27 protein-coding genes are annotated in these 25,087 nt (G+C 66.3%); 5 read left to right on the top strand and 22 right to left on the bottom strand.

From position 1 onward, the window contains the following. Positions 1-444, bottom strand: coding sequence for a (deoxy)nucleoside triphosphate pyrophosphohydrolase (locus tag BLT71_RS08920; RefSeq protein ID WP_091719365.1), 444 nt, complete (start codon positions 442-444; stop codon positions 1-3). A 166-nt stretch (positions 445-610) separates the two neighbouring features. On the opposite strand from BLT71_RS08920, the gene BLT71_RS08915 reads away from it, so the two are divergent. Then, positions 611-1,819: an MFS transporter gene (locus BLT71_RS08915; protein ID WP_091719363.1), complete on the top strand. Its 1,209-nt coding sequence runs from the start codon at positions 611-613 to the stop codon at positions 1,817-1,819. A 43-nt stretch (positions 1,820-1,862) separates the two neighbouring features. Here the strand turns inward: BLT71_RS08915 and BLT71_RS08910 are convergent, their stop codons facing one another. Beyond that, positions 1,863-2,792 carry a cation diffusion facilitator family transporter gene (locus BLT71_RS08910; RefSeq protein ID WP_091719361.1) on the bottom strand — a complete coding sequence of 310 codons (930 nt, stop codon included), beginning with the start codon at positions 2,790-2,792 and terminating at the stop codon, positions 1,863-1,865. Between the two features lie 193 nt (positions 2,793-2,985). Between BLT71_RS08910 and BLT71_RS08905 the strand changes: the two genes are divergently transcribed. Next, the gene (locus tag BLT71_RS08905; RefSeq protein ID WP_015936694.1) at positions 2,986-3,261 is read left to right on the top strand and encodes a GlsB/YeaQ/YmgE family stress response membrane protein; all 276 of its coding nucleotides are present in this window, start codon (positions 2,986-2,988) and stop codon (positions 3,259-3,261) included. Between the two features lie 102 nt (positions 3,262-3,363). Here BLT71_RS08905 and BLT71_RS08900 read toward each other — a convergent pair whose 3' ends face one another. The 4 genes from BLT71_RS08900 to infC form a co-directional block, all read right to left on the bottom strand. After that, positions 3,364-4,257: a TrmH family RNA methyltransferase gene (locus tag BLT71_RS08900; RefSeq protein ID WP_091719359.1), complete on the bottom strand. Its 894-nt coding sequence runs from the start codon at positions 4,255-4,257 to the stop codon at positions 3,364-3,366. Between the two features lie 61 nt (positions 4,258-4,318). Continuing rightward, positions 4,319-4,777, bottom strand: a complete 459-nt coding sequence (gene rplT, locus BLT71_RS08895; protein WP_091719357.1) for a 50S ribosomal protein L20 — start codon at positions 4,775-4,777, stop codon at positions 4,319-4,321. 119 nt (positions 4,778-4,896) lie between these two features. Continuing rightward, positions 4,897-5,091 (bottom strand): 50S ribosomal protein L35, encoded by a 195-nt coding sequence (gene rpmI, locus BLT71_RS08890; RefSeq protein WP_009358635.1) that lies wholly within the window; start codon positions 5,089-5,091, stop codon positions 4,897-4,899. Positions 5,092-5,208: 117 nt separating this feature from the next. Next, positions 5,209-6,357: a translation initiation factor IF-3 gene (infC, locus tag BLT71_RS08885; RefSeq protein ID WP_231994488.1), complete on the bottom strand. Its 1,149-nt coding sequence runs from the start codon at positions 6,355-6,357 to the stop codon at positions 5,209-5,211. Positions 6,358-6,640: 283 nt separating this feature from the next. On the opposite strand from infC, the gene BLT71_RS08880 reads away from it, so the two are divergent. Then, a complete protein-coding gene (locus BLT71_RS08880; protein WP_091719355.1) occupies positions 6,641-7,039 on the top strand; it encodes a DUF1844 domain-containing protein in 399 nt (132 codons plus the stop codon). A 159-nt stretch (positions 7,040-7,198) separates the two neighbouring features. Here BLT71_RS08880 and BLT71_RS08875 read toward each other — a convergent pair whose 3' ends face one another. The 8 genes from BLT71_RS08875 to BLT71_RS08845 form a co-directional block, all read right to left on the bottom strand. After that, positions 7,199-8,491, bottom strand: a complete 1,293-nt coding sequence (locus BLT71_RS08875) for an MFS transporter (protein WP_091719353.1) — start codon at positions 8,489-8,491, stop codon at positions 7,199-7,201. 55 nt (positions 8,492-8,546) lie between these two features. After that, complete coding sequence (locus BLT71_RS08870; RefSeq protein ID WP_091719351.1) at positions 8,547-9,428, bottom strand: SseB family protein; 882 nt, start codon at positions 9,426-9,428, stop codon at positions 8,547-8,549. A gap of 19 nt (positions 9,429-9,447) precedes the next feature. Beyond that, positions 9,448-10,194, bottom strand: coding sequence for a bifunctional 1-(5-phosphoribosyl)-5-((5-phosphoribosylamino)methylideneamino)imidazole-4-carboxamide isomerase/phosphoribosylanthranilate isomerase PriA (priA, locus tag BLT71_RS08865; protein ID WP_091719349.1), 747 nt, complete (start codon positions 10,192-10,194; stop codon positions 9,448-9,450). Positions 10,195-10,283: 89 nt separating this feature from the next. After that, complete coding sequence (locus BLT71_RS20570; protein WP_172829940.1) at positions 10,284-10,442, bottom strand: hypothetical protein; 159 nt, start codon at positions 10,440-10,442, stop codon at positions 10,284-10,286. Further along, a complete protein-coding gene (gene hisH, locus BLT71_RS08860; RefSeq protein ID WP_091719348.1) occupies positions 10,443-11,192 on the bottom strand; it encodes an imidazole glycerol phosphate synthase subunit HisH in 750 nt (249 codons plus the stop codon). Continuing rightward, positions 11,189-11,815, bottom strand: a complete 627-nt coding sequence (gene hisB, locus BLT71_RS08855) for an imidazoleglycerol-phosphate dehydratase HisB (RefSeq protein ID WP_091723922.1) — start codon at positions 11,813-11,815, stop codon at positions 11,189-11,191. The genes hisH and hisB overlap by 4 nt, the downstream gene beginning before the upstream one ends. A gap of 61 nt (positions 11,816-11,876) precedes the next feature. After that, entirely contained in the window at positions 11,877-12,995 is a 1,119-nt protein-coding gene (locus BLT71_RS08850; protein ID WP_091719346.1) for a histidinol-phosphate transaminase, read from the bottom strand. Positions 12,996-13,130: 135 nt separating this feature from the next. Further along, the gene (locus tag BLT71_RS08845; protein WP_231994487.1) at positions 13,131-13,520 is read right to left on the bottom strand and encodes a LysM peptidoglycan-binding domain-containing protein; all 390 of its coding nucleotides are present in this window, start codon (positions 13,518-13,520) and stop codon (positions 13,131-13,133) included. 328 nt (positions 13,521-13,848) lie between these two features. On the opposite strand from BLT71_RS08845, the gene lexA reads away from it, so the two are divergent. Then, on the top strand, positions 13,849-14,598 hold the full coding sequence (lexA, locus tag BLT71_RS08840; protein ID WP_091719344.1) for a transcriptional repressor LexA: 750 nt from the start codon (positions 13,849-13,851) through the stop codon (positions 14,596-14,598). Positions 14,599-14,696: 98 nt separating this feature from the next. On the opposite strand, the gene BLT71_RS08835 is transcribed toward lexA, so the two are convergent. Together BLT71_RS08835 and hflX are read right to left on the bottom strand one after the other, a co-directional pair. Next, on the bottom strand, positions 14,697-16,754 hold the full coding sequence (locus BLT71_RS08835; protein ID WP_091719342.1) for an ATP-dependent DNA helicase: 2,058 nt from the start codon (positions 16,752-16,754) through the stop codon (positions 14,697-14,699). Further along, complete coding sequence (hflX, locus tag BLT71_RS08830; RefSeq protein ID WP_091719340.1) at positions 16,747-18,318, bottom strand: GTPase HflX; 1,572 nt, start codon at positions 18,316-18,318, stop codon at positions 16,747-16,749. The genes BLT71_RS08835 and hflX overlap by 8 nt, the downstream gene beginning before the upstream one ends. 451 nt (positions 18,319-18,769) lie before the next feature. On the opposite strand from hflX, the gene BLT71_RS08825 reads away from it, so the two are divergent. Then, positions 18,770-19,393 (top strand): class I SAM-dependent methyltransferase, encoded by a 624-nt coding sequence (locus tag BLT71_RS08825; RefSeq protein ID WP_091719338.1) that lies wholly within the window; start codon positions 18,770-18,772, stop codon positions 19,391-19,393. Here the strand turns inward: BLT71_RS08825 and dapF are convergent. The 6 genes from dapF to BLT71_RS08795 form a co-directional block, all read right to left on the bottom strand. Next, a complete protein-coding gene (dapF, locus tag BLT71_RS08820) occupies positions 19,365-20,309 on the bottom strand; it encodes a diaminopimelate epimerase (RefSeq protein ID WP_091719336.1) in 945 nt (314 codons plus the stop codon). The genes BLT71_RS08825 and dapF overlap by 29 nt on opposite strands. A gap of 71 nt (positions 20,310-20,380) precedes the next feature. Further along, on the bottom strand, positions 20,381-21,280 hold the full coding sequence (gene miaA / locus BLT71_RS08815; protein ID WP_091719334.1) for a tRNA (adenosine(37)-N6)-dimethylallyltransferase MiaA: 900 nt from the start codon (positions 21,278-21,280) through the stop codon (positions 20,381-20,383). A 3-nt stretch (positions 21,281-21,283) separates the two neighbouring features. Next, a complete protein-coding gene (miaB, locus tag BLT71_RS08810; RefSeq protein WP_407681239.1) occupies positions 21,284-22,837 on the bottom strand; it encodes a tRNA (N6-isopentenyl adenosine(37)-C2)-methylthiotransferase MiaB in 1,554 nt (517 codons plus the stop codon). A gap of 105 nt (positions 22,838-22,942) precedes the next feature. Then, positions 22,943-23,413 carry a regulatory protein RecX gene (locus tag BLT71_RS08805; RefSeq protein WP_091723918.1) on the bottom strand — a complete coding sequence of 157 codons (471 nt, stop codon included), beginning with the start codon at positions 23,411-23,413 and terminating at the stop codon, positions 22,943-22,945. A gap of 162 nt (positions 23,414-23,575) precedes the next feature. Next, positions 23,576-24,634 carry a recombinase RecA gene (gene recA, locus BLT71_RS08800; protein WP_056083303.1) on the bottom strand — a complete coding sequence of 353 codons (1,059 nt, stop codon included), beginning with the start codon at positions 24,632-24,634 and terminating at the stop codon, positions 23,576-23,578. A gap of 197 nt (positions 24,635-24,831) precedes the next feature. Continuing rightward, positions 24,832-25,056 (bottom strand): DUF3046 domain-containing protein, encoded by a 225-nt coding sequence (locus tag BLT71_RS08795; RefSeq protein ID WP_091719332.1) that lies wholly within the window; start codon positions 25,054-25,056, stop codon positions 24,832-24,834. Positions 25,057-25,087 lie beyond the last annotated feature (31 nt).

The following is a 25,087-nucleotide window of genomic DNA, read 5'->3' as shown; positions in this document are numbered from 1 at the left end:
TCAGCGTCCTTCGGCCGGAACGGCCAGGGATGCGAGCAATGCGCGGACAATCGGGAAATCCGCCGGTATCCACGGCAGCGCCAGGACGGCATCCGGGCCGTCCAGGGGCAGCCAGCGCAACTGGTCATGGTCCTCCAGCGGACGGGGCTCCCCGGAGGTAATCTCTGCAGTCCAGACGCGCATGGCGGCACGGTCGTTCAGCGGCCAGCCGCCGGGCCCGTCAGCAGGAAGCTCCGTCCCGAGGCGGACAACGACGCCGAGCTCCTCCAGCAGCTCCCGCCGGAGAGCGCTCTCGGGTTCCTCTCCGGGCTCCACCTTGCCACCGGGGAACTCCCACAGGCCCGCCAACTTTTCCGGGGCATTGCGCCGCGCCACCAGCAGCATGGACGGCTGGTCCAGCCGGTCCACCACTGCACCGCCCACCACCTGTATCAGTTCAGTCACCGGTCCAGTCTATGGGGGACAATGGGAACACCGGCCGGGCTTCCCGGGGAATATCCGTCCCCCGGAGGCAGTTGACCAAGTCCGGGCCCGTGGTCATCCGGGCCGTGCAGCCCCACCGTCGTGGCATTGTTTCTTCCATCAGCAATCCACTTCGGAAAGCAGGCTTATGAGCAGCGCCACCCAAACGTCCACGGCAGGCCCCCTGACCTCCCGCAACCTGGCGCTCGCGATTATCTCGCTGGCCATGGGCGGCGTCGGCATCGGTGTTACCGAGTTCACCATGATGGGCCTGCTGAAAGAGGTGGAACAGGGGCTGGGCATCAGCACGCCGGAGGCCGGCCATCTGATTTCCGCCTACGCCCTGGGCGTGGTGGTGGGCGCGCCGCTGCTGGCTGCTGTTGGTGCGCGGCTGCCGCGCAAACAGCTCGCCCTGGGCCTGTTGCTTTTCTTCACGGTGGCAAACCTGACGTCGTTCGTGGCTCCCGACTACGGCACCATGCTGGTGTCGCGCTTCGCCGCCGGCCTTCCGCACGGCGCGTTCTTCGGTGTTGCGGCGGTCATCGCTGCGTCCCTCGTTCCGCCCACCCGCCGCGGCTGGGCGATTTCGATGGTGATGGCCGGACTGAGCATCTCCAACGTGGTGGGCGTACCCTTCGCCACCTGGCTCGGGCAGACCTATGGCTGGCGGCTGCTGTTCGTCCTGGTCGGTTTTATCGGACTGCTGACCCTGGCGATGGTCTGGCGCTTTGTGCCCTTCCAGGCTGCCCACCCCGATGCGAGCATCAGGCGTGAGCTCGGCGCTTTGAAGCGGCTGCAGGTGTGGCTGGCCATCCTCATCGGCGTGGTGGGCTTTGGCGGCTTCTTTGCCACCTACACCTACATCGCCCACACCATGACCACGGTGGCCGGGATCCCGTCATCGCTGATTCCCCTGGTGGTGGCCCTGTACGGCCTGGGCATGGTGGCCGGCAACATCGTGGGCGGAAGGCTCGCCGACAAGTCGGTCATGGGAACCCTGTACAGGGTTCTGCCCGCCATTGCGGTTGCCCTGGTGGTCTATGCCGTGGCGGTGCACTGGCCGTGGTCGGCACTGGTCATGGTGTTCGTGGTGGGCGCCTCCGGGTCCATGCTGATCCCGGCACTGCAGACCCGGCTGCTGGATGCCTCCCCCGATGCCCCGTCGCTGGCATCCTCACTGAACCACGCGGCGCTGAATGTCGCCAATGCCCTGGGCGCTTTCCTCGGCGGCCTCGTCATCGCCCTCGGGTGGGGCTACGTGGCTCCCGCGCTGGTAGGTGCCGTCCTGGCGGTCCTGGGCTTCGGCGTCGCCGTCCTCAGTGGCGTGTTGGAACGCCGGCAGCTGCTGAAGGCTTGAGTCCCTGTTCCGGCGTGCGCGGCAAAGGGTGGGGTTCGCTGACCTAACGGTCTTCCAGCGCGGAAGTACGCTGCAGGTCAGGCTCCAGGTAGATCACGCGCGCTATGGGGACAGCCGCGCGGATCCGTGCCTCCGTGGCGTCGATCTCCGTGGCAATCTGCTCCCCCGTGGAGGACCTGCTGACGGCGATCTTGGCCGCCACCAGGAGTTCTTCCGGCCCCAGGTGCAGCGTCTTGAGGTGGATCAGCCGGCCGCCGTCGGACTCAATGGCGGCCGTGATCTTTTCGACGTCCTGCCGTGTGGCGGACTCCCCCACGAGCAGCGACTTCGTTTCCAGCGCCAGCACCACAGCGATGGCAACCAGCAGCAGGCCGATCATGGCCGTTCCCGCGGCATCCCACAGGCCGTTGCCGGTCAGGAGCGTCATGCCTACGCCGATCAGGGCGAACGCCAGGCCCAGCAGGGCGCCGAAATCCTCGAGCAGGATCACCGGGAGCTCCGGCTCCTTGGCGCTGCGGACGAACTTCACCCAGGACTGGGAGCCGCGGGAGTGGTTCGATTCACGGATCGCCGTCCGGAAGGAGAAGCCCTCGGCCAGGATGGCCCCCACCAGGACAGCCAGCGGAACCCACCAGAAACCCCCTTCGATCGCGTGCGGATCGCGGAACTTTTCCCAGGCTTCGAACAGCGCAAAGAGGCCACCGACACTGAACAGCACGATGGAGACGATGAAGGCATAGATGTACCGCTCACGTCCGTACCCGAAAGGGTGCTGGGGGCTGGCCGCCCGCTGCGACTTCTTGCCGCCCACCAGCAGCAGGAGCTGGTTTCCGGAATCGGCCACCGAGTGGATTGCCTCGGCGAGCATCGACGACGACCTGGTGAGGAAGTAGGCAACGAACTTCAATGCCGCGATGGACAGGTTGGCGGCCAGCGCCGCAATGATCGCTTTGTTTCCGCCATGTGCAGCCACGGTGGCGCCCTCCAGGGTTCGGGATAGTCGCATCACAGGTCCGGCTTCGTTTTCCGGCCATGCATACCGTACCCGAGGTGCGCCCCCGCATGCGGCAGGCACAAGAGCCGGACCTGCTGACTTTGCGGGCCCGTTATGTTAGCTTGAGCCTCATCGGGACCATCACGTTCCCGTGAATATATGAGGAGGAAACATGGGTTTTCTTGCTTGGATTATTCTCGGCCTGATCGTTGGGGCCATTGTTAAAGCCGTCATGCCCGGCCGGGTCGGCGGCGGTTGGGTCACCAGCCTGGTTCTGGGTGTGGTGGGCGCCATCGTAGGTGGCTGGATTGGCAGCCTCCTGTTCAACCGGGGCGATCTTGGCTTCTTCGACCTCGGAACCTGGATTCTCGCTATTGTTGGCGGCTTGGTGGTCGCCGGCATCTACGGAGCAATCACGGGCCGCGGCAAGGCAACCCGCGCGCCCTAGAAGGCACCGTTAGCGGAATCTGCCGCTATCCAGGGCCCCGGATCTTCCGGGGCCTTTACTTTTGTTCCGAGGCACCATGACTTTGTTCCGAGGCAACAGGCGTCAGTTGCGCTGGGACCTGGCACTCGCATACAGGCAGACGGTGGCAGCCGTTCCCAGGTTCAGGCTTTCGGCGGCTCCGTAGACGGGCACGGCCACCCGGTGGTCAGCCAATTCAAGCTCGGCCGCGGAAAGCCCCTGCGCTTCGTTGCCGAACAGCCAGGCAGTAGGCCCTCCGAGGTCGTACACCGAATCGGGGCCGGAGCCCGTCAGCCGGCGCCTGGCGTTTTCGTCCTGGAGGGCATCCAGGTTCAACGACCCGTACCCGTCAGCAGCCAGGATGCCTATCCCGCGCGCCTTGCACGCCTCCACGAGGTCGGCAACTTCAGCGCCCAGGACCACGGGCAAGTGGAACAGCGAACCCGCCGTGGAGCGGACCGCCTTGGGGTTGTAGATGTCAACGCTGGACCCGGTCAGCACCACTGCGTCAGCACCCGCGGAATCAGCGGCGCGGAGCACCGTCCCGGCGTTTCCGGGGTCACGCACCTGGCACAAGACGGCAATCAGGCGGGGACCGGCGTCGAGCACCGACTCCAGCGACACATCAACGAACCTGCAGACGGCGATGATGCCCTGCGGATTGACAGTGTCTGCCATGGCTGCCAGGACTTCATCCGTGGCCAGCCAGGCGTTTGTTCCCTCAGCAAGTTCCTCGAACTCCGGAAAGCGGTCCAGGCATGTCTCGCTGGCATACACATCGGTGACCACGCCCGGGGAACCCGCTGCAAGCCGCTCCTGGTGGAGCCTCAGGGCTTCGCGCACCGACTGCGGGCCTTCGGCCAGGAAGTGACCGCGCTTTAAACGGGCCGGGCGCCCTGCAAGTTTCGCCACGTCACGCACCCGATCGGCTCGGGGATTGGACAGTGGGGAATCTTGCGGGCGCCCGGTTTTGTTCATACAAGAACTCTAGTGGCTGGTGCCACCGGCTCCTGAACCGCCCTGGGGGGCAGCGGGTTGCTTACTCGGCAGCAGCCTCGGCGGCGACAGCCTTCTTGCGCGTGGCCGGCTTCTTCGCAGCCTTGGGGGCAGCGGCAGCCTGGACAGCGGGAGCGGAGGTGTCAGCAGGCAGGGAGTCCTTGGCAACCTTGACCAGCGCAGCGAAGGCGTTGGCGTCGGAGACGGCCAGTTCAGCCAGCATGCGGCGGTCAACCTCGACCTCAGCGGCCTTCAGGCCCTGGATCAGGCGGTTGTAGGTCAGGCCGTTGGCGCGGGAAGCCGCGTTGATGCGCTGGATCCACAGGCGGCGGAAGTCGCCCTTCTTCTTCTTGCGGTCGCCGTAGCTGTACACAAACGAGTGCAGCAGCTGCTCTTTGGCCTTGCGGTACAGGCGTGAACGCTGTCCACGGTAGCCCTTTGCGCGTTCAAGGATAACCCGGCGCTTCTTGTGGGCGTTGACCGCCCTCTTCACACGTGCCACGTGCGTACTCCTTCGAAAATCTGATCCCAAGCATCTGTCACCGGATGTTCCGGTGGCCTGAGAAGGCTTTTTGGCAATTGACCGGCTACCGGACGGCAGTCAGCCAGGAAACTTGGAAATTAGATGCCGAGCATCTTCCGGATGACCTTGGCGTCGCCCTTGAAGACGATCTTGTCGCCGGCGAGGCGGCGGGTCAGCCTGGAGGACTTGTGCTCGAGGTAGTGGCGGCGGTTGGCCTGCTGGCGGCGCAGCTTGCCACTGCCGGTCAGCTTGAAGCGCTTCTTAGCACCGCTGTGGGTCTTCATCTTCGGCATGGAAACCGATCTCCTTACGTATCCGCAGGCTATGCCTGCAGCTCTATCGCGCAGCCGCCCGGGGGGCGGCCTGCTGGTTGCTGTCTGCCGATGGCCGGGGCCGTCGGCAGCTGTGGACTAAGTGGTCTTCTTACCCGACGGCTTAGGTGCTGCCTTCGGGGCAGGACGTGCGGCCGGCTTCGGTGCAGCAGGCCTGGCCACGGGCTTCGGCGGAGCCGGAACAGCTGCAGGCTTCGGAGCCGCCACCGGCTTGGGCGCCGGGGCCGCAGCCTTGGGGGCTTCCTGCGCGGGAGCCTCCTGCTTGGGCGCCGGGGCCGCAGCCTTGGGGGCTTCCCGCTTGGGAGCCTCCTGCTTGGGCGCCGGGGCCGCAGCCTTCGGAGCCTCCCGCTTGGGAGCTTCCTGCTTCGGGGCCTCCTGCTTGGGAGCTTCTTCGGCAGCCTTGGCCGGAGCCTCGGCAACGGCCTCTTCGGGTGCTTCCGCAGTTGCCTGCTCAGCTTCGGCCGGCGCTTCCGCCTCGGTGGAAATAGTGAAGCCCTCGGGCAGCAGATCCGCCAGCGACTGGGTCATGGGAGCATCGTCCTTGCCGGACGTGTCCACCCGTCCCGCAGCCTTGGCTTCATTCTCGGCCTTGGCATCGGCGCGCTGGGTGGCCCGGCGGGCCTCCGCCTTCGCTTCTGCCTTGTTCTTCAGCGGACCAACCACCATGACCATGTTGCGGCCGTCGATGCGGGGGCTGGACTCAACCACGCCGACTTCAGCGACGTCATCGGCGAAGCGCTGGAGCAGGCGGATGCCCATCTCCGGACGCTGCTGCTCACGGCCGCGGAACTGGATCATGGCCTTGACCTTGTCCCCGGCGCCGAGGAAGCGCAGTGCGTGCCCGCGCTTGGTCTCGTAGTCGTGGGTGTCGATCTTCAGGCGGAAGCGGATTTCCTTCAGAACGGTGTTCGTCTGGTTCTTCCGGGCTTCACGTGCCTTGACGGCGGCTTCGTACTTGTACTTGCCGAAGTCCATCAGCTTGCACACCGGAGGCTTCGCCTGAGGTGCAACTTCAACGAGATCAAGGTCAGACTCGGCAGCCAGACGGAGGGCATCCTCAATACGGACGATTCCTACCTGTTCACCTGCAGGGCCGACCAGCCGCACCTCGGGGACGCGGATACGCTCATTGATTCTTGGCTCGCTAATGTTAAAGCTCCTGTTTTTGTCGTTGTATCCCGGCAAATAGAGAAGGCCCCCAATTGCCGGAGCAATCGAAGGCCTCATGTCAGGTTGGTGCTGCCGGGCCCGGGACGGGCCTGCATGCACTGATTCGGCGAACTGCCGGACCAATGCCCAACCGTGTACCCGGCAACCTTGCGTTCCACAGGGTCCTGGCGGAACCTCGGAACAACGGCTGACGCGGGTGGGAGAGAACTCCGCTTGCAAACTGCATGCCATTCTACAGAGAAAATTCCCGTCAGCGCCGAACAGCACTGCTGGGAACCTGGCCTGTGAGGGCAATCTCTGAAATAACGACATCCAGTCGGTCTGTGTCAAGCTTACCAGTATGAGCACCCCAGACAGTAATTCATACGTTTTCGAGCCTGCCCAGGGCAGCGCCGGCAACTCCGCCGACGTGTCCCAGCAGGTCCGGGACATCTCCGAAGTTCCGGCCATCGAGGTCATCACCACCGCTGCCGTCCACCTGATGTCCGCCGCCGCCGTCAAGCTCGGCCTGGCCGCAGAAGAGAACGCCGCCGACCTGAAGGACCTGGACGAGGCCCGCAAACTCATCACCGCCCTTGCCGGGCTGGTGACGGCCGCCGCTCCGGAAATCGGATCGCAGCACGCAGGTCCCTTGCGCGACGGCCTCCGCTCCCTGCAGCTGGCGTTCCGTGAAGAGTCGCTGATCCCGGACGCTCCGGGCAAGGGTCCGGGCGAAAAGTTCACGGGCGCAGTCAACTAGCCCAGAACTCCCCCACACAGCGCGCGACGGCGGGGCGACCTTAGGGGGTCGTCCCGCCGTCGTGCTTTAAGAACCCGCGCCGCAGGACGTTGGGCAGGTGGGCGGGCCTTCGAGTGGGCCTGCGCCCGCCGGCCCCAAAGCTCCAGACGGGTTGTCCGGTCAGGCCTTGACCTGGCGGCGCCGGCGCTGCTGCAGGAGCAGTCCCGCAAGGCACAGGATGACACCGGCCACCCCTACGGACACGAAGCCGCCGGAGGGGCCTGTGCTGTCAATGAAGACGCCCGCCAAGGGTGAACCAAAGGCCACCCCTGCGGTCAGCGCAGACCCGTACCAACCCATCGCTTCGCCCCGGCGCTCTTCGGACACAAGATCGGCCACCTTCTCCGAGGCAGCGGACAGCACCGGCGCGCACAGGAGCCCGGGCAGGATGGACAGCAGGGCGAGTGTCCAGGTTCCGGACGCGAAACCCATGGGAATGGTGAACGCGGCCATGCCCAGCAGCAGCAGGATGGGCGGGACAGGCCGGTGCATGGCGCCGTAGACCAGGCCGCCCACCACGGATGCCGCACACCAGAACAGGAACACGATTCCGATCTCGCCTTGATGCCCGCCGATCTCCAGGGCCGCCACGATGCCCACGTCACTGCCGCTGAGAACCATGCCGGCACCCGCGGCGACGGCAAAGACCGCCCCCACCGCAGGTGTAAACCAGGCGAAGCTGTGCGCCACCCTGCCCCTGACACCGGGAGCACGCTCCGCCCCGGCTGGCAGCAGGTCCGCGGCGGCTTCCTGCAGGTGGGCGGGTGCAGCCGAGACCACGGCGATTTCTGCTGCGTGCTGCTCGTCCTCAACGCATTCAGCGGTTTGTTCCGGGCTGCGGGTGGGCGGGTTGAACCAGATCAGGAACAGCCCGGCCAGGGACGTGGACAGGCCCACGACCGTGAGACCCGCCGTCGTGTGCCCGCTCGTTGCCACCACGGCGCCGGCCGCGGGCCCGATCATGAACACCATCTCGGTGCTGATGGCATCCAGGGCAAAAGCGGTGCGCCTCTGCTTGCCGTCGGCCAGGACACCCAGGGACTGGCGCACCACGCTGAAGATGGGCAGGGTCAACAGGCCGCCGACGAACACCAGCGGCAGGAGCCACTGGTAGGACACGTGCGGAACGATGGACCAGATGACCGCTTCGGAGATGACGGACGGGACCAGTGCACGCCGGAGGCCGACGGTGTCCACCCGGCGCCCGCGCCACGGTGCCCCGACAGCTATACCGATCGTCATCACGGCGGCTGCGGCACCGGCAGCGGCGTATCCCTGGCCCAGGGTGAGGACGATGTGCAGGGTCAGCAGCACGCCCGCCGCAGAATGTGGAATGCGGGCAACCATGCCCACCAGCAAAAGCCTCCGGATAGGCCGGACGGCCAGCAGCTCCCGGTACAGCGCGAAGTTCACGAAAAAGGTTCCTTACGTATGCCTCAGGAACCCGGGGCAGCCCCGCTCCTGACAACTAGCCTGTGGCGCGCCGCAGCTTGACCTCGAGCGAATCGACCCGCTCCCCAAACAATACATTCCGGGACCACTCGGCCTGCAGCGCAGCCACCAGGCGCTGCACGCCTGAGGCGTCCAACCCGTCCTCAAGGTAGAGCACCACTTGCAGTTCCGGCCCCGCGCCGCCACCCGGCAACACGGTCCCGTCGGCTGCCCGGGCAGCCACTCCCCTGCCCGGCAGGAGCTCGATCCGGCGGACAGTTGGGAACGCAGCGGCGGCAGCACCCATCTCGGCCGCCAGTTCCTCGTCGGCGTAGGAGGGCAGCCAGGGCTGCTGCTGGGCCAGCGCCCACACGGCCGGCCGGCGAACCACGAAAGTGACATCTGCGCCCGGGTCCAGGACCACAAGTTCGGCACCCTCCGCCACGGCGGACAGCGCAGCGCGTGCCGCGTAGACAGCCACCGGGCGGGCATCGGGGTGCCAGGCGCTCAGGGCCTCCGTTGACGTGAAGGCCGGCAGCGCGGTCCTGCCGTCGGCGGCTTTGAGCGTTACCAGCGCCATGTCTGCCTGCTTGTCGGCATGCAGGCCGTGGTCAGACTCCGCTTCTTCCGCCAGCTGGGCCACGATGGGGATGAAGACCCGCGCCGTCGCCAGGGACGCCACGACGGCAGCTTCGTCGCCGGTTCCCCCACGCAAGCCCGCGACGGCGGCGCGGTAGCCTGCGTTGGCCGTACCGTCGTCGTCCTCGAAATTGTGGATCTTCGCGTCGTCGCCGGCGAGGCTGCGGCCCGCCCAGGGCTGGCCCGCGGAGTCGGTCGCGCCGCCGGCTCCTGCCAGCGCCGCGGCGATATGGCCGGGAAGGTGGCGGGGAGCGGGGGCGCCTGAATCTTTGCTGGCCATCGCGTCGGGTTCCGGCAGCCTAGCGGCGGCCGGCCACGTCGAGGGCTTCGGGCAGGGTGAAGGCGCCGGCATAGAGGGCCTTGCCCACGATGGCACCTTCGACGCCCAGCGGGACCAGGGAGCGCAGGACCTTGAGGTCATCGAGGCTGGAGATGCCGCCGGACGCGATGACGGGTTTGCCGGTCTTCTCCACCATCTGGCGCAGCAGTTCAACGTTGGGCCCCTGCAGGGTGCCGTCCTTGGTCACGTCGGTGACCACGTAGCGCGAGCAGCCTGCATCCTCGAGGCGGGCCAGGACGTCCCAGAGGTCCCCGCCTTCCTTGGTCCAGCCCCGGCCGGCCAGGGTGGTTCCGCGGACGTCGAGTCCGACGGCGATCCTGTCACCGAAGCGCTCGATGGCGCGGCGCGTCCACTCCGGGTTCTCCAGCGCGGCGGTGCCGAGGTTAACCCGTGCGACGCCGAGGCCAAGTGCGGCTTCGAGGGTTTCATCGTCCCGGAGTCCGCCGGAGAGCTCCACCTTGATGTCCAGCTGCCCCACCACCTCGCGGAGCAGTTCGGCGTTGGAGCCGCGGCCGAAGGCGGCGTCCAGGTCCACGAGGTGCACCCATTCGGCGCCCTGCTGCTGCCAGTTCAGCGCAGCCTCCAGCGGGGTTCCGTAGCTGGTTTCACTGCCGGCCTCACCCTGGACCAGCCGCACGGCCTGGCCGTTGACGACGTCGACGGCGGGCAGCAGTTCAAGTACCGGCAGATCGTTTGCGGTGGTCATCTTCATCCTTGATGTTGTGGGTGGGGTGTCGGGCTGCCGGCACAGTGCCGGCGCGCGTCAGTGGCCGGACTCGTTGGCCAGGATGCCTGTCAACCGGCCGGGAGGGTCAGCAGGTAGGCGGCGAGCAGGGACATGCCTGCCAGGACGTAGAACGAAACCTGGGTCCACAGGGGCTTGTGCTGCTGCCGGAAGGACAGGGCACCGCCCACCAGCAGGCCGGCCAGTCCCATCAGGACGATGGACCACATTCAGGCGCCGCCACTAGCGTCGCCGCTGCCGGTTTCCGTGGGCCGGCGCAGCGCGTCCACCCAGTTGCGCAGCAGCCGCGCGCCGGCATCGCCTGACTTCTCAGGGTGGAACTGCGTGGCGCACAGCGGCCCGTTTTCGACGGCAGCGATAAAGGGTGCGCCGTGTTCGGACCACGTCACCAGCGGAGGGGCCATCAGCGGCTGAATGACGTCGAAGTTCCATTCCTGCACGCCGTAGGAATGGACGAAGTAGAACCGCTCGCCTTCCACTCCGGCGAAGAGCTTTGAACCCTCCGGCACCTTGACGGTGTTCCAGCCCATGTGCGGAACGACGTCGGCCGGCAGCATCTCGACTTTCCCGGGCCATTCGCCGATGCCCTCAGCCTCGGTGCCATGCTCGACGCCGGCCTCGAAAAGTACCTGGAGGCCCACGCAGATCCCCAGGACGGGGCGGCCGCCGGCCACCCGGCGGCCGATGAGCCTGATGCCATCCACGGCTTTGAGCTCGCGCATGACCGTCTCGAAGGCGCCGACGCCGGGAACCACCAGGCCGTCCGCGTTCAGGACATCCTCGGGCTTGGCGCTGAGGATGACCTCTGCACCGGCCCGCTCGAGGGCGCGCACGGCCGACCGGACGTTGCCGGAACCGTAATCCAGCACCGTCACGGTGGGCTTGCCCTCCGGGGAAGCGGGCTTGCGTGATGCGGACGGGTCGATGATGGCACCGTCCTTCAGGATCTGGCCGCTCACAGGGCACCCTTGGTGGACGGAATGCCCTCAACCCGGGGATCGGGTTCGACGGCTGCACGCAGGGCACGGGCGAACGCCTTGAACTGGGCTTCCACAATGTGGTGGGGGTCCCGTCCGGCGATGACGTTCATGTGCAGGCAGATGCCTGCGTGCAGGGTGATGGCCTCAAAGACGTGGCGGGTGAGGGAGCCAGTGAAGTGGCCGCCGATCAGGTGGTATTCCTGGCCGGCGGGCTCGCCGGCGTGCACCAGGTAAGGGCGCCCGGAGACGTCCACCACGGCGTTGGCCAGGGCCTCGTCCAGCGGGACGGTGGCTTCGCCGAACCGGCGGATGCCGGCCTTGTTGCCCAGGGCGGTCCGCAGCACCTCGCCGAAGGTGATGGCAACGTCCTCCACGGTGTGGTGGACGTCGATGTGGGTGTCTCCCGTGGCTTTGACCGTCATGTCGATCAGCGAGTGCTTGCACAGTGCCGTGAGCATGTGGTCGTAGAACGGCACGGAAGTGTCGATGTCCGAGACGCCCGTACCGTCCAGGTTGATTTCCACGAGCACGGACGACTCGCTGGTGGCACGCTCCATGCGTGCGGTCCGGGCTGCGTCCGCGTTCGGTCCGGTGGAAGTCATGGTCAGGTGTCCTTTGTGGCAGTAAGGGGTGGTCAGGGCGTCCAGCGCCGGTTCTTCAAGTCTAGGCGGGAAGGGCCGGCTGGCCGGCAAGGATGCTTTCCAGGGAGGTGAGGAAGGCTGTGGTTTCCGTCTCAGTGCCGGCAGTAACCCGCAGGTGCCCCGGGATACCGACGTCGCGGATCAGCACACCCGCGTCCAGCAGTTCCTGCCAGACCTGGTGCGGATTCTCCAGTCCGCCGAAGAACACGTAGTTGGAGTCGGATGCCGCCGGCTTGAGGCCCATGCGGGTCAGCTCGGACACGATGCGGTCGCGCTGCTTCTTGATGTCCTCGACGTCAGCCATGAGGGCTTCGCGGTGCTGCAGGGCCGCCAGGGCGGTTGCCTGGGTGATGGCCGACAGGTGGTACGGGAGCCGGACCAGGCGCAGCGCGTCGGTTACTTCCGGGGCGGCTGCCATGTATCCGAGCCGGGCGCCGGCCAGCGCGAATGCCTTGCTCATGGTGCGGGAAACGATCAGCCGCTCCCGCCCGGGCAGCAGCGTCAGGGCGCTGAGCGTGCCGTCGTGGGCAAACTCGTGGTAGGCCTCATCCACGATCACGATGGCCTGGCTTTCGGCGCCGGCTTTGTAAACCGCTTCCACCACGTCCAGCCCGAGGCCGGTGCCGGTGGGGTTGTTCGGTGAGCACAGGAAAACGATGTTGGGCTTCAGTTCCCGGACCTGGCGGGCGGCCGATTCGGCGCTGAGGCCGTACCCGTCCTCACGCTCGCCCTTGATGTAGCCGGTGTCCGTGCCGCTGGCAAGCAGGGGGTACATGGAGTACGTGGGCGGGAAGCCGAGGGCCGTGCGCCCCGGACCGCCGAATGCCTGAAGGATCTGCTGGAGCACTTCGTTGGAGCCGTTGGCGGCCCATACGTTGGCCTCGTCGAGGCCGTGTCCCAGATACTCGGCAAGGGCCTTGCGGAGCTCGGTGAACTCCCGGTCCGGGTAGCGGTTCAGGCCGATGGCAGCCTCCGCGACCGCCGCCGTGATGGCGGCTGTGACGTCGGCCGGGACACCATGGGTGTTCTCGTTGACGTTGAGGAGGATGGGCACATCCAGCTGCGGGGCACCGTAGGGCGTGATGCCCCGGAGGTTGCTGCGGAGAGGAAGCCGGTTCAGGCGTTCAAGCTGGTCATTCACCTGAACAGTTTAGTGGGAGGTGCGGTCGCCCGAAAATGTGACGGTCCGCGCCTACCCATGCAACGTCGGCTCTGGGCAGCACACCTGCTGTTCCGGGACTTCGATACAGCCAGGGAGACGTGCCGCGAACCATTCCTAGCGTGTGGGGATGTACAGCTGCTGTCCCGGGAGAATCTTCCCGGCGGACAGGTTGTTGAGCTGCACGATATCTGCCACGACGTCCCTGGCGTCCCGCTCGGGCGCGAGGTCGGAAGCGATCCCCCACAGCGACTCACCCGGCTGCACGGTGACCGTGACGGTGGGGGTCACGGTCAGGTCCGCTGCGGAGTCGGAGGCCTTGGCCGGTGAGTTGAAGAAGCCGGCCAGTGACAGCAGGAGCGCTGCCAGCAGCACCAGGGGAATCCCGATCAGGACAATCTTGCCCCGCCGCGTGAGGCGCAGTGGTGGCAGCGGCGCCTGCTGGGCCCGTGCACCGTTGCCGTGAACGTCGAAACCGTGTGACCTGAAAGCGGATGTAGCTGACATGACCTTAGCCCTCCTGGACCGTACTGCGTCTGTTGGTGTTGCCTGCTGGTGCCGCCCCATGGTGCTGCCTGACCGGCTCCGTGTTCGAACGGCTGCTCGCCTTGTTAGAACACATATTCGAATACTGCTTGATTCAGTTTTAGCACCTATGGACGAACAATGTCGAGACTCGCTAGAACAAATGTTTGAAAAAGCCATGTGGCTGACCTACGTTTGGAGGCAGGAACATCCACTCCTGAAGTTGATCAGCAGGGTCTGACATTGACGGCGGGAACACTTAGTCCGGTGCAGTTGAAAGCCCGGTGGCAACCGAAAGGCAACGGCGAACATGGCAGCAGCAGCCACCGGGGGCAGGGCGACCTCGCAGCCGAAAAGGACAGCCAAGGGCTTGACGCCGCGGCAGAAGAAAATCCTCGAGACCATCCAGCGTTCGGTCAACGTCAACGGCTACCCGCCGTCCATGCGCGAGATTGGGGACACCGTGGGGCTGGCCAGCCTCTCGAGCGTCACCCACCAGCTCTCGCAGCTGGAAAAGCTGGGCTACCTGCGGCGTGATCCGAAGCGGCCCCGGGCCATGGAAGTCCTGATGCCGCTGACCCTCGACGGCGGGACCACCGGCAGGGCGGCCAGGCAGGCAGCGGAACCCGCGGCTGCGGCCTCCACGGGCATCACAGCGTCCGTCACGGAGTTGCCCACCGCGCTGGACACGGCCATGGTGCCCCTCGTCGGCCGCATCGCCGCCGGCGGCCCCATCCTCGCGGACCAGGTGGTGGAAGACGTTATGCCGCTCCCCCGCCAGCTGGTGGGCCAGGGCGAACTGTTTATGCTGAAGGTGGCCGGTGATTCCATGGTGGACGCCGCTATCTGCGACGGCGACTGGGTGGTGGTCCGGCGCCAGGCGGATGCCGCGAACGGCGACATTGTTGCCGCGCTCCTGGACGACGAAGCCACGGTCAAGACGTTCCGCCAGCGGGACGGCCACACGTGGCTGCTGCCCCAGAACACGCAGTACGAACCGATCCTTGGCGACCATGCCACCATCATGGGCAAGGTGGTTTCGGTCCTCCGCTCGCTGTAGCGTGGCCGCCGTCAACAACAGGCCACAGCAGTCCAGCCAATAAGGGAGGCGCCGTTCCGGGGAACGGCGCCTTCCTTATTGGGGTTTTCAAATGGTGCCTACGGCGTTTCCCCGGCCAGCCTCTCCAAGGCCGCGATCGCCGTCGTGCGGTCCGTCGTGGCCCAGAAGGGCGGCAGGGCGCCGCGCAGGAACCCGGCGTAGCGTTCCGTGGCCAGGCGGGAATCGAGGACCGCCACTACGCCCTTGTCGCCGGTGGAGCGGATCAGCCTGCCGGCGCCCTGGGCCAGCCGGATGGCGGCATGGGTGGCCGAGACGGACATGAAGCCGTTGCCGCCTGCCTGCGCCACGGCCCGGGAGCGGGCGGTCATGAGGGGGTCGTCCGGGCGGGGGAAGGGGATCCGGTCGATGACCACCAGGCGGCAGGAAACCCCTGGGACGTCAACGCCCTGCCAGAGCGACATGGTGCCGAACAGGCACGTATCCGGTTCGTCTGCGAACTGCTTGACGAGGGCCGTCATGGTGGAGTCGCCCTGGCACAGGACCGTCATGCCCAGCTTGGGCCGGAGTGCTTCGGCCGCCTCTTCGGCTGCCCGCCGTGAGGAGAACAGGCACAGCGCCCCGCCGTTCGAGGCGCGGATGAGTGCCTCCAGCTCTGCAAGCGATTCGGGTGACGCACCACGGCCCGGCTTGGGCAGGTGCCCGGCCACGTACAGGATCCCCTGCTTGGGATAGTCGAACGGCGAGCCGACGTCGATCCCGGTCCAGGCCGGCGCCCCTTCGCCCACGAGGCCCAATCCCCCGGCGGCGGGCTCGAAGGCAGAACCGATGGCCAGGGTTGCGGACGTCAGGACCACTGTATGCCCGGCGAAGAGCCCCTCACGCAGCCTCCCGGCCACGGACAACGGCGCGATATTGACCAGCGCAGGAGCACTGTCGTCAGGTTGGGTATAGCCCTGGCCGGGATCGAAGGTTCCGGCGCGCGAGATCCACACGACCTCGCGGTTCTCCTTTGCCGCCAATAGCCGTTCGGACAGTTCGAGGATGAGCATCAGGCGTGAACGCGCAAGCTGCCTGCCGCCGTCGGCCGTGTTGCTGCTGTCCCCCTTGGAGTCGGACAGCGCCGCCCTGCAGGCCTCGCGCAGCTGGTCCACGCAGTCGAGCTGTTCGTCGTTCAGTCCGTTGGGGAGCAGCCCGCTTGGGACGCCGGCAAGGGCCAGCTCCAGGTTCGCTGCGGCGGCGTTGAGCGCGTCCACGGTGATCGCCGTGTGTTTGCGGGCGCCTGAGGCAGCGGCGTGGACCATGGCGACGGAGAGCTGGCCGGACACTGCACCGGTAACCCGGTCCTGCAGCTCGTGGGCCTCATCCACCACCACAACGTCGTACTCGGGCAGCACCGCGAGTCCCTCGAACGCACTGACCGCGAGCATGGCATGGTTGGTCACCACGACGTCGGCATCGGCAGCGTCCTGGCGGGCCAGCTCGCTGAAGCATTCCTCGGCCAGGGGGCATTTCTGGGAGCCCAGGCACTCCATGGACGTCACGGACACCTGCTTCCAGGCGCGGTCCGTCACGCCGGGCAGGAGTTCGTCCCGGTCTCCTGTGGACGTCTTTTCCGCCCATTCCCGGAGCCGGACCACTTCCTTTCCGAGCTGGGACTGCGGCCCGCCGGCGGCTGCGGCGAAGTGCGGCACGCTGGTGTCCTCACCGAGGGAGAAGAGCTGCCCCTCGGAGGGTTCCTCGGAGGGAAACCCGCCTTCCAGCTTGTGCCGGCACACGTAATTGGACCGGCCCTTGACCAGCGCCACCTTGACCGGACGGTCGAGGGCCGGGGTGATGGCTTTGAGGAGCCGCGGCAGGTCCCTGCCCACAATCTGCGTCTGCAGGGCAAGGGTGGCCGTGGACACCAGGGCGGGCTTGTTGCTTTCAAGAGCATGGGCGATCAGCGGGATCAGGTATGCCAGTGACTTTCCGGTACCGGTCCCGGCCTGCACCAGCAGGTGGTTTCCCGTTTCGATGGCCTGCGCCACTTGCCGCGCCATTTCATGCTGCCCGGAGCGGCTTTGGCCGCCCATGGCGGAAACGGCCCGGTCGAGCAGCTCGATGACGAGCTGCCCGCCGGCCGTTTCCTTGGATTCAGTTGCCACAGCCTCAGGCATTGACGGCAAAGGATTCCAGTTCGGCGGCCAGGCCCTCGCGGACCTTCACCACCGCCCGGGTTCCGGCCTCGACATGGTCCATGCTGATGATCTCCGCGTCGGAGTCGTGCAGCTTGCTGATCAGGTCGCCGCGGTTGTACGGGATAAGGAGCTCCAGCTGGACGCCGGGACGCGGAATCGATTCGCTGATGGTCTTCAGCAGTTCCGCGATTCCCTCGCCGGTGCGCGCCGAAACCACCACATGGCGCGGTTCACGCTGCTTCAGCCGTTCCACCACGAAGGGATCTGCGGCGTCGGCCTTGTTCAGGACGATGATCTCCGGGATCTTGCGGGCGTCAACCTCGCCGAAGACCTTCCTCACAGCGGCGATCTGGCCTTCAGGATCCGGGTGGGACGCATCCACCACATGCAGGATGAGGTCGGAATCGGCCACTTCCTCCAAGGTGGACCGGAAGGCCTCCACCAGCTGGGTGGGGAGGGACCGGACGAAGCCCACGGTGTCGGCCAGCGTGTAACCCAGGCCGTCAGATGTCTCGGCTTTGCGGATGGTGGGGTCCAGCGTGGCGAACAGGGCGTTCTCTACCAGCACCCCGGCATCGGTCAACCTGTTGAGAAGGGACGACTTTCCAGCGTTCGTGTAGCCCGCAATTGCTACGGACGGCACTTCATTACGACGACGGTTGGCGCGCTTGGTTTCCCGGGCAGGCTTCATCGCCGCGATTTCGCGCCGCAGCTTGGCCATCCGGGTACGGATCCGGCGGCGGTCCAGTTCGATCTTCGTCTCACCGGGACCGCGCGAACCCATGCCGGCGGCGGCACCGCCCACCTGGCCGCCGGCCTGGCGGGACATCGAGTCGCCCCAGCCGCGCAGGCGCGGAAGCAGGTACTCGAGCTGCGCCAGCTCAACCTGGGCCTTGCCTTCGCGGCTCTTCGCATGCTGCGCGAAGATGTCCAGGATGAGCCCGGTGCGGTCGATGACCTTGACCTTGACGATGTCTTCCAGCCCGCGCCGCTGGGACGGTGCCAGCTCGGCATCGACCACCACCGTGTCCGCTCCCGTGGACATGACAATGTCCTTGAGCTCCTGCGCCTTGCCCGAGCCCAGGAACGTGCCGGGGTCCGGCTTGGCACGGCGCTGCACGAGGCCGTCCAGCACTTCCGAACCGGCGGTCTCGGCCAGGGCTGCGAGTTCCCGCAGGGAGTTCTCGGCGTCGGCCAGGGTGCCTTCGGACCACAGTCCGGCAAGGACCACGCGCTCCAGCCGCAGCTGGCGGTATTCGACCTCGGTAACGTCTTCGAGCTCGGTGGAAAGGCCTGCCGTGCGGCGCAGGGCGCGCCGCTCTTCGAGGTCCTGCTGGTCGCCGTCGTATTCAGAGTGCTCGTCGTCCAGGTGGGAGATGGCCTGGGCCTTGCCGAGGACCGCCTTCGCGTCGCCGGCACCGCCGGACGTCCTGGAGCTGGCCGGTACGTCCTTGGCGAGGATCCTGTCGATAACAGCTTGGATCTCCGCAGGACTCATATCCTGGGACGCTGGATCGGATCCGGTGTTGGGCTGGCTGGTCATGGTCTCCTTTGAAGTTTCGGCATTTCCAGAATAGTGCCGTTCGGTGGAATCTGGTGAAGTATTCGCGCTGGGCTGAGGGGCTGCGGTCATGCAGAGTCTCCTGTACTGGCAGCCGGGCAACAATGCCGCGGCAGCGTGGGCGCCGCGTAGGAAAGCCGGCGGAACGGTTTGGGACCGGCATCACGGCAGGAAGCAAGAGCGGATCAAGCTTCGAGTGTTGTCCGGCGTGCGGAGCAAACGTTGGAGTTTGGTCCGGTGCACAAGCGGAAGGCGGAAAACCTGCGTCGCTGTGGGCAGAATCGCTGGCGGGAGTGGACACCGCGGACAAGGGAGCGGGACGGGCAAGTGCCCATGCCGGCTACTCGAAGATCAAGAACATGCTGTCAAGACTAACAGAGGCGCCGCGGCGCGGTTTCCCATTACGCTGCGGGGGGAACTACTCTGGCCAGTTATGGAGTCCGCACACTATTTCAGCGCATCGCCCGCCGGCCCCTTCACACGGAAACCGCTGACGGTGGAACTCGCCGGAGAAACGCGGACGCTGCAGACCTCGAACGGCATCTTCAGCCCGGACGGAATCGATAAGGGAACCGCCGTGCTGCTGGCGGAGGTTCCCGCACCTGCAGCCACCGGCAACCTCCTGGATATCGGCTGCGGCTGGGGCCCCATCGCCCTGACGATGGCGCTGAAGGCACCCCACGCGCAGGTCTACGCCGTGGACGTGAACGAACGCTGCATTGCCCTGACCAATGGGAACGCCGCCGCGCTGGGCCTGTCGAATGTTGCAGCGAGCACGCCGGAGGACGTGGATCCCGGGGTGCGGTTCGACACCATCTGGTCGAACCCGCCAATCCGGATCGGCAAGGATGAGCTGCACTCCCTGCTGAAACTTTGGCTGCCGCGGCTGGCGCCGGGAGGAACTGCCTACCTCGTGGTCCAGAAGAACCTGGGCTCGGATTCGCTGCAGCGCTGGCTGGCGGCAGAACTCGACGCGTCCTTCACGGTGACGCGGGAGTCAACGTCGAAATCGTTCCGCGTACTGAAAGTCAGGAAAGCGTCCCAGACGCCACAATGACGGCCGGGCCGCTGAGCTCAACATGCTCGTGGCCGCCGGGGCCTGCGAAGAACTTAACGCCCACCACTCCGCCCGGAACGTTCACGCGCCAGGCGTCGGGGGCTCCGGCCCCGGCCCAGTGGCGGATCGCGACGGCTGCGGCGCAGGCTCCCGTGCCGCAGGACTGCGTCTCCCCCACGCCGCGTTCGTGGACCCGCATGGTGACGGAGCCGATGCCATCGAGGACCAGCGGCTCGGACGGAACCACGAATTCCACGTTGGTTCCGTTGGCCGGGACCGGTTCCACAGCAGGGGCGGTGTAGAGGCGGGTTGATTCAAGCTCGGCCAGTTCGGCGAGGGCAACCACGGTATGCGGGTTGCCCATGCTGACTGAGAGGGCCGGGCGCGGGACCTCAAGGCCTTCGGCGGTCACCAGCGAGTCCATGGCTTTGGCCGTGGCCTCACCAGGGAAAATGAACTCCCACGGTCCCATGTCCACTGCATAGCCGTCGGCGGTGCGCACCACTGTCTTCAGGCCGCCGCGGGTGCCAATGGCAAGGGCGCCGCCCACCGGGAGATCGATCAGCCCTTCAGCACGGAGGAAGTGGACAAAGACCCGGACGCCGTTGCCGCACATTTCGGACAGCGACCCGTCGCCGTTGCGGTAGTCCATGAACCACTCGGCGTCGGGGTTGGCGGCGAGGATCTCGCGGCCCTCGGGAAGGAAGCGTGACGGCACGGCCCGGATCAGGCCATCTCCGCCGATGCCAAGGTGCCGGTTGCACAGGGCGGCCACGTGGCCGGCGTCGATGGTGTGTGCACCCTCCGGATCGGCCACCAGGACGAAGTCGTTACCGGTTCCGTGCCCCTTGGAGAAGCGCAGCCCTGCCAGCGTTTGAAAGGCGGTTCCGGGAGTCTCTGTCAGGGTTGCATCCATGCCGTCAAGCCTACCGGCAGGCCCAGCGGCCCTGGAAACCGGACGCGTCAGGGCTACTGGTTGGGTTGAGGCTACCGGCCACAAAGGCCTGCCGCCCGAGCCAGCAATTCCGGGTCCTGCCAGTCGATCCACGTGATCCTCGGGTCGGCGCGGAACCAGGTCAGCTGGCGGCGTGCGAACTGCCTGGTGGCGACGATGGTGCTTTCAACAGCCTCGGCCACCGTGGCGGCGCCGTCGAGGACCTGCAGGAACTGCGAGTAGCCCAAGGCACGGCACGCGGTCTTCCCGGTCCGCAAGCCCAGTCCATCAAGTAGGCGGACTTCAGCCAGCAAGCCGGTGTCCACCATGGCGTGCACCCGGGCGGCCAGCCGTTCATGCAGTGCCGCGCGGTCAACAGACAAGCCGATCTGGACGGCAGGCTGGAAGTACTCCCGCCGGGGCATGAAGGAACTGAAGGGCCGGCCGGTGAGCTGATGGACTTCCAGTGCGCGGATGATGCGCCGGTCATCGTTCAAACGTTCGGCCGAGGCCGGGTCCACGTCCTGGAGGCGGGCCCGCAGGGCTGCTGTGCCGTGCGCGGCCAGGTCTGCTTCCAGGGTGCGGCGCAGCTCCGGGTCGGTCCCGGGAAATTCGAGGACGTCGAGGGCGGCGCGGACGTAAAGGCCGGAGCCGCCCACCAGGATGGCCCGTTTCCCGCGGGCGTGGATGTTCCCGATCAACTGCCGTGCCTGCTGCTGGAAGTCCGAGACGCTGGCCTCCTGCGTGACATCGAGGATGTCCAGGAGATGGTGCGGTATGCCCCGCCGCTCGGCCGGGGTGATCTTGGCGGTTCCGATGTCCATGCCGCGGTAGAACTGCATGGCATCGGCATTAATGACCTCACCGTCCAGCTCAAGTGCCAGGTTGACGGCAAGATCGGATTTTCCGGACCCGGTGGGACCGACGACGGCGATGACGGGCAGGGTGCCCACGGATCAGGAAGTGCGCACGGGCAGCGAGGGCATGCCGAGCGAAACGCCCTTGCGCGCGTCGCCGGTGCCGGGTGCGGGGACACCGCAGGAATCAGCCTGGGACCTGTCCCAGGCGTCACCCGCGCGAGAACGCCGAAGGCTGTAATCCCCCGGCGCGGGATCCGCAAGGAGGTGGAAGGCGCCGGCCTCCGTAATGGTGACGGTGACGAGGTCGCCGGGCCTGGGGGCGGGCGACCCCTCCGGAACCGAGAAATGAACCAGCCGCTGGTCCCGTGAACGTCCGGACAGGCGGTGGGTTTCTTCTGCCTTCCGCCCGGACTGCGCGGTGACCATAACCTCCACGCGGCGGCCCAGCTGCTTTTTGTTCTCTTCCGCGGCGATCCTGTCCTGCAGGGCCGTCAGACGCTCGAAGCGTTCCTGGACCACTGCCTTGGGCAGCTGGTCCGGCAGGTCCGCGGCCGGAGTGCCGGGACGCTTGGAGTACTGGAAGGTGAAGGCGGTGGCGAAGCGGGACTTTTCCACGACGTCCAGCGTGGCCTGGAAGTCCTCTTCGGTTTCGCCGGGGAACCCGACGATGATGTCGGTGGAGATGGCTGCGTGCGGGATCTTCTCCCGGACCTTGTCCAGGATGCCCAGGAACTTCGTGGACCGGTACGACCGCTTCATGGCCTTCAGGATGCTGTCGGATCCGGACTGCAGCGGCATGTGCAGCTGCGGCATGACGTTGGGAGTTTCCGCCATGGCGTCGATGACGTCGTCCGTGAAGGCTGCGGGATGCGGGCTGGTGAAGCGGACACGTTCCAGGCCCTCGATGTCGCCACAGGCCCGCAGGAGCTTGGAGAACGCCTGGCGGTCCCCGAATTCCACGCCGTATGAGTTCACGTTCTGGCCCAGGAGGGTGACCTCAATGGCGCCGTCGTCCACGAGTGCCTGGATTTCAGCGAGGATGTCCCCGGGCCTGCGGTCCTTTTCCTTGCCACGCAGCGCCGGCACGATGCAGAACGTGCAGGTGTTGTTGCAGCCAACGGAGATGGAGACCCAGCCGGCGTAGACGGAGTCACGCTTGGTGGGAAGTGTGGAGGGGAAGACATCCAGGGATTCCAGGATTTCCAGCTGGGCTTCGTTGTTGTGCCGGGCCCGTTCCAGCAGCGCAGGGAGTGCGCCGACGTTGTGGGTACCAAAAACGGCGTCCACCCACGGGGCCTTCTTCAGGATGGTTTCGCGGTCCTTCTGCGCCAGGCAGCCGCCCACTGCGATCTGCATCCCCGGGTTCGCGGCCTTGACGGGCGCCAGGATTCCAAGGTTTCCGTAGAGTTTGTTGTCCGCGTTCTCACGCACGGCGCACGTGTTGAAGACAACGACGTCGGCTCGGTCACCGTCCGCGGGGACGTAACCGGCGTCCTCGAGCATCCCGGCCATCCGCTCGGAGTCGTGGACGTTCATCTGGCAGCCGAAGGTCCGCACCTGGTAGGTACGGGGCGTGGCTTCGCGTGGCAGGCCTGACACCGGTTCTTCGGTGGGGGCGCCGGAAAAGGGGGAGGGAATGGTCAAACTCACCTGTTAAGGGTACCGGCTGTGCAAGGTTGGGGCTGGCTCCCGGAGTCCCGGGCCATGCAGGGGCCCGCTACCCGGGCCTGGGCAACTGGTTTGTTGTGTGGCCCGTCAGTCTTCGCCGGGATGGCCGGACCGGGAGCCGAGGACCTCGCCGACAATGCGGAATGCCTGGGACGGCTGGTAGCCCTTGCGGGCCAGCATCGACGCCAGCCGCCGGGTGGCCTTGTCCCGCTCTGCACGGTCTTCGAGGTCCGTGCCGGGGCGAAGCTTGCGTTCGACGAGAGCCCGGGCGGCCTCCTCCTCATCCTGGTCAGAGAGCTGTTCCAGTGCCGCGGCCGCGGATTCCTCGTCGATGCCCTTCTCTGCCAGTTCCCGGCGCAGTGCACCCTTCGCCAGCTTGCGTGATTGCGAGCGGCTGCGGACCCACATGTTGGCGAACTCGGCGTCATCGATCAGCCGGGCATCCTCGAATTTGTCCAGCACCGCTTCGGCAACGTCCTCCGGAATATTCCGTTCGGCGAGCTTTTTGGCCAGCTGGAGCCGGCTCTTGGCCGACACTGTGAGCTGCCGGTAGACGATGGTCTGCGCTACGGTAACCGGGTCAGGCTCGCGGTCGCCGAATCCCGGTGAACCAGGATCGGCCGAGAGTTCCGTTTCCTGCGGGCCGGCCGAGGAGGCGCCGGTTCGCCGGCGGCGGGCCCCTGCGGACCCGCCCCGGCGTTTTTCAAAGCCAGTCAACTGCTAGAACCCGTCGACGGCCTTCAGCTTCGGGGAATCCTCTTTGGATTCCGCGTCAGCCGGCTTGACTCCGACGCCCAGCTTTTCCTTGATCAGCCGTTCCAGCTCGGCCGCAAGTTCGGGGTTGTCGCGCAGGAACCGGCGGGAGTTTTCCATGCCCTGGCCCAGCTGGTCACCGTCATAGGTGAACCAGGAGCCGGACTTCTTGATGATGCCGTGTTCCACGCCCATGTCAATGATTCCGCCTTCGCGGGAGATGCCCTGGCCGTAGATGATGTCGAACTCGGCAATCTTGAAGGGCGGAGCCATCTTGTTCTTGACGATCTTCGCCTTGGTCCGGTTACCCACGGAATCGGCACCCTCCTTGAGGGTCTGGATCCGGCGGACGTCGATGCGGACCGACGCGTAGAACTTCAAGGCCTTACCACCGGTGGTGGTTTCGGGAGAACCGAAGAAGACACCGATCTTTTCACGCAGCTGGTTAATGAAGATGGCGGTGGTTTTGGTCTGGCTCAGGCGGCCGGTGATCTTACGCAGTGCCTGGCTCATCAGGCGGGCCTGCAGGCCGACGTGGCTGTCTCCCATGTCGCCTTCGATTTCGGCGCGGGGTACCAGGGCTGCCACGGAGTCGATGACCACGATGTCCAGTGAGCCTGAGCCGACCAGCATGTCCATGATCTCCAAGGCCTGCTCGCCGGTGTCCGGCTGCGATACGAGGAGGGCGTCCGTGTCCACGCCCAGCTTGGCTGCGTAGTCCGGGTCCAGGGCGTGCTCAGCGTCGATGAAGGCAGCGATGCCGCCGGCACGCTGGGCGCTGGCCACGGCGTGCAGGGCGACGGTGGTCTTACCGGACGATTCCGGACCGTAGATTTCGATGACACGGCCGCGGGGAAGGCCGCCAATTCCCAGGGCGACGTCCAGGGCGATGGAGCCGGTGGGAATGACTTCGATAGGGGCACGGACTTCGTCGCCCAGGCGCATGACAGAGCCCTTGCCGAACTGCTTGTCAATCTGGGCCAGTGCTGCTTCCAGCGCTTTTGCACGATCCGGGGCTGCCGCCATGGTTGACACCTCTAATGCTTTCTCGATGGTGGCCTTCGCGGCCGTTTATTGGTCATCTCTGACGCTAAGGGGACCCACTGACATTCCGGCCGGATGACAACGGCTATGTGGATAACCCGCTGTAAAAATCATATCCATATCCGAACAGGTATTCGAACAGCTTCCCGGCGTGTCAGCCGAAAAACCGGGCATGGCTGCTAGTCGCGGCGCGGTTTGACGTCCCTGCCGAGCCGCCGCTCCGCGGGCACATCCTGGACGTCGCACAGGGCGAGCCACACCCTGCGGGGCTCCACGCCGGCAGCCAGGGCCTGGTCTGCGGTCCTGCCGCCAACGCCGGACAGGACCAGCGTGCTGCTCAGGACGCGGGAATAGCCCGCACCGAACTCGTCATCCATCAGCCGCCAGTAGTCGCTCAATCGCATCGGAAGATTCTCTCATGCGCCGGACCCTAGA

Origin of the sequence: Pseudarthrobacter equi (genome assembly GCF_900105535.1) — a bacterium.
Lineage (GTDB): Bacteria > Actinomycetota > Actinomycetes > Actinomycetales > Micrococcaceae > Arthrobacter > Arthrobacter equi.
The sequence above is the reverse complement of the archived record's forward strand: the minus strand, read 5'-3'. Positions and strand labels throughout refer to the sequence as shown.

Coding starts and splice junctions, on each gene's coding strand:
- BLT71_RS20570 (WP_172829940.1), bottom strand. CDS start 10,442: ATGTGGTCCATCGTCCTGATGGGACTGGCCGGCCTGCTGGTGGGCGGT.
- BLT71_RS08835 (WP_091719342.1), bottom strand. CDS start 16,754: ATGCCTGAGGCTGTGGCAACTGAATCCAAGGAAACGGCCGGCGGGCAG.
- BLT71_RS08915 (WP_091719363.1), top strand. CDS start 611: ATGAGCAGCGCCACCCAAACGTCCACGGCAGGCCCCCTGACCTCCCGC.
- BLT71_RS08870 (WP_091719351.1), bottom strand. CDS start 9,428: ATGGCCAGCAAAGATTCAGGCGCCCCCGCTCCCCGCCACCTTCCCGGC.
- lexA (WP_091719344.1), top strand. CDS start 13,849: ATGGCAGCAGCAGCCACCGGGGGCAGGGCGACCTCGCAGCCGAAAAGG.
- priA (WP_091719349.1), bottom strand. CDS start 10,194: ATGACCACCGCAAACGATCTGCCGGTACTTGAACTGCTGCCCGCCGTC.
- hflX (WP_091719340.1), bottom strand. CDS start 18,318: ATGACCAGCCAGCCCAACACCGGATCCGATCCAGCGTCCCAGGATATG.
- BLT71_RS08795 (WP_091719332.1), bottom strand. CDS start 25,056: ATGCGATTGAGCGACTACTGGCGGCTGATGGATGACGAGTTCGGTGCG.
- BLT71_RS08900 (WP_091719359.1), bottom strand. CDS start 4,257: ATGAACAAAACCGGGCGCCCGCAAGATTCCCCACTGTCCAATCCCCGA.
- infC (WP_231994488.1), bottom strand. CDS start 6,357: ATGAGGCCTTCGATTGCTCCGGCAATTGGGGGCCTTCTCTATTTGCCG.
- hisB (WP_091723922.1), bottom strand. CDS start 11,815: ATGACTTCCACCGGACCGAACGCGGACGCAGCCCGGACCGCACGCATG.
- dapF (WP_091719336.1), bottom strand. CDS start 20,309: ATGGATGCAACCCTGACAGAGACTCCCGGAACCGCCTTTCAAACGCTG.
- rpmI (WP_009358635.1), bottom strand. CDS start 5,091: ATGCCGAAGATGAAGACCCACAGCGGTGCTAAGAAGCGCTTCAAGCTG.
- BLT71_RS08905 (WP_015936694.1), top strand. CDS start 2,986: ATGGGTTTTCTTGCTTGGATTATTCTCGGCCTGATCGTTGGGGCCATT.
- BLT71_RS08825 (WP_091719338.1), top strand. CDS start 18,770: ATGGAGTCCGCACACTATTTCAGCGCATCGCCCGCCGGCCCCTTCACA.
- BLT71_RS08880 (WP_091719355.1), top strand. CDS start 6,641: ATGAGCACCCCAGACAGTAATTCATACGTTTTCGAGCCTGCCCAGGGC.
- BLT71_RS08845 (WP_231994487.1), bottom strand. CDS start 13,520: ATGTCAGCTACATCCGCTTTCAGGTCACACGGTTTCGACGTTCACGGC.
- recA (WP_056083303.1), bottom strand. CDS start 24,634: ATGGCGGCAGCCCCGGATCGTGCAAAAGCGCTGGAAGCAGCACTGGCC.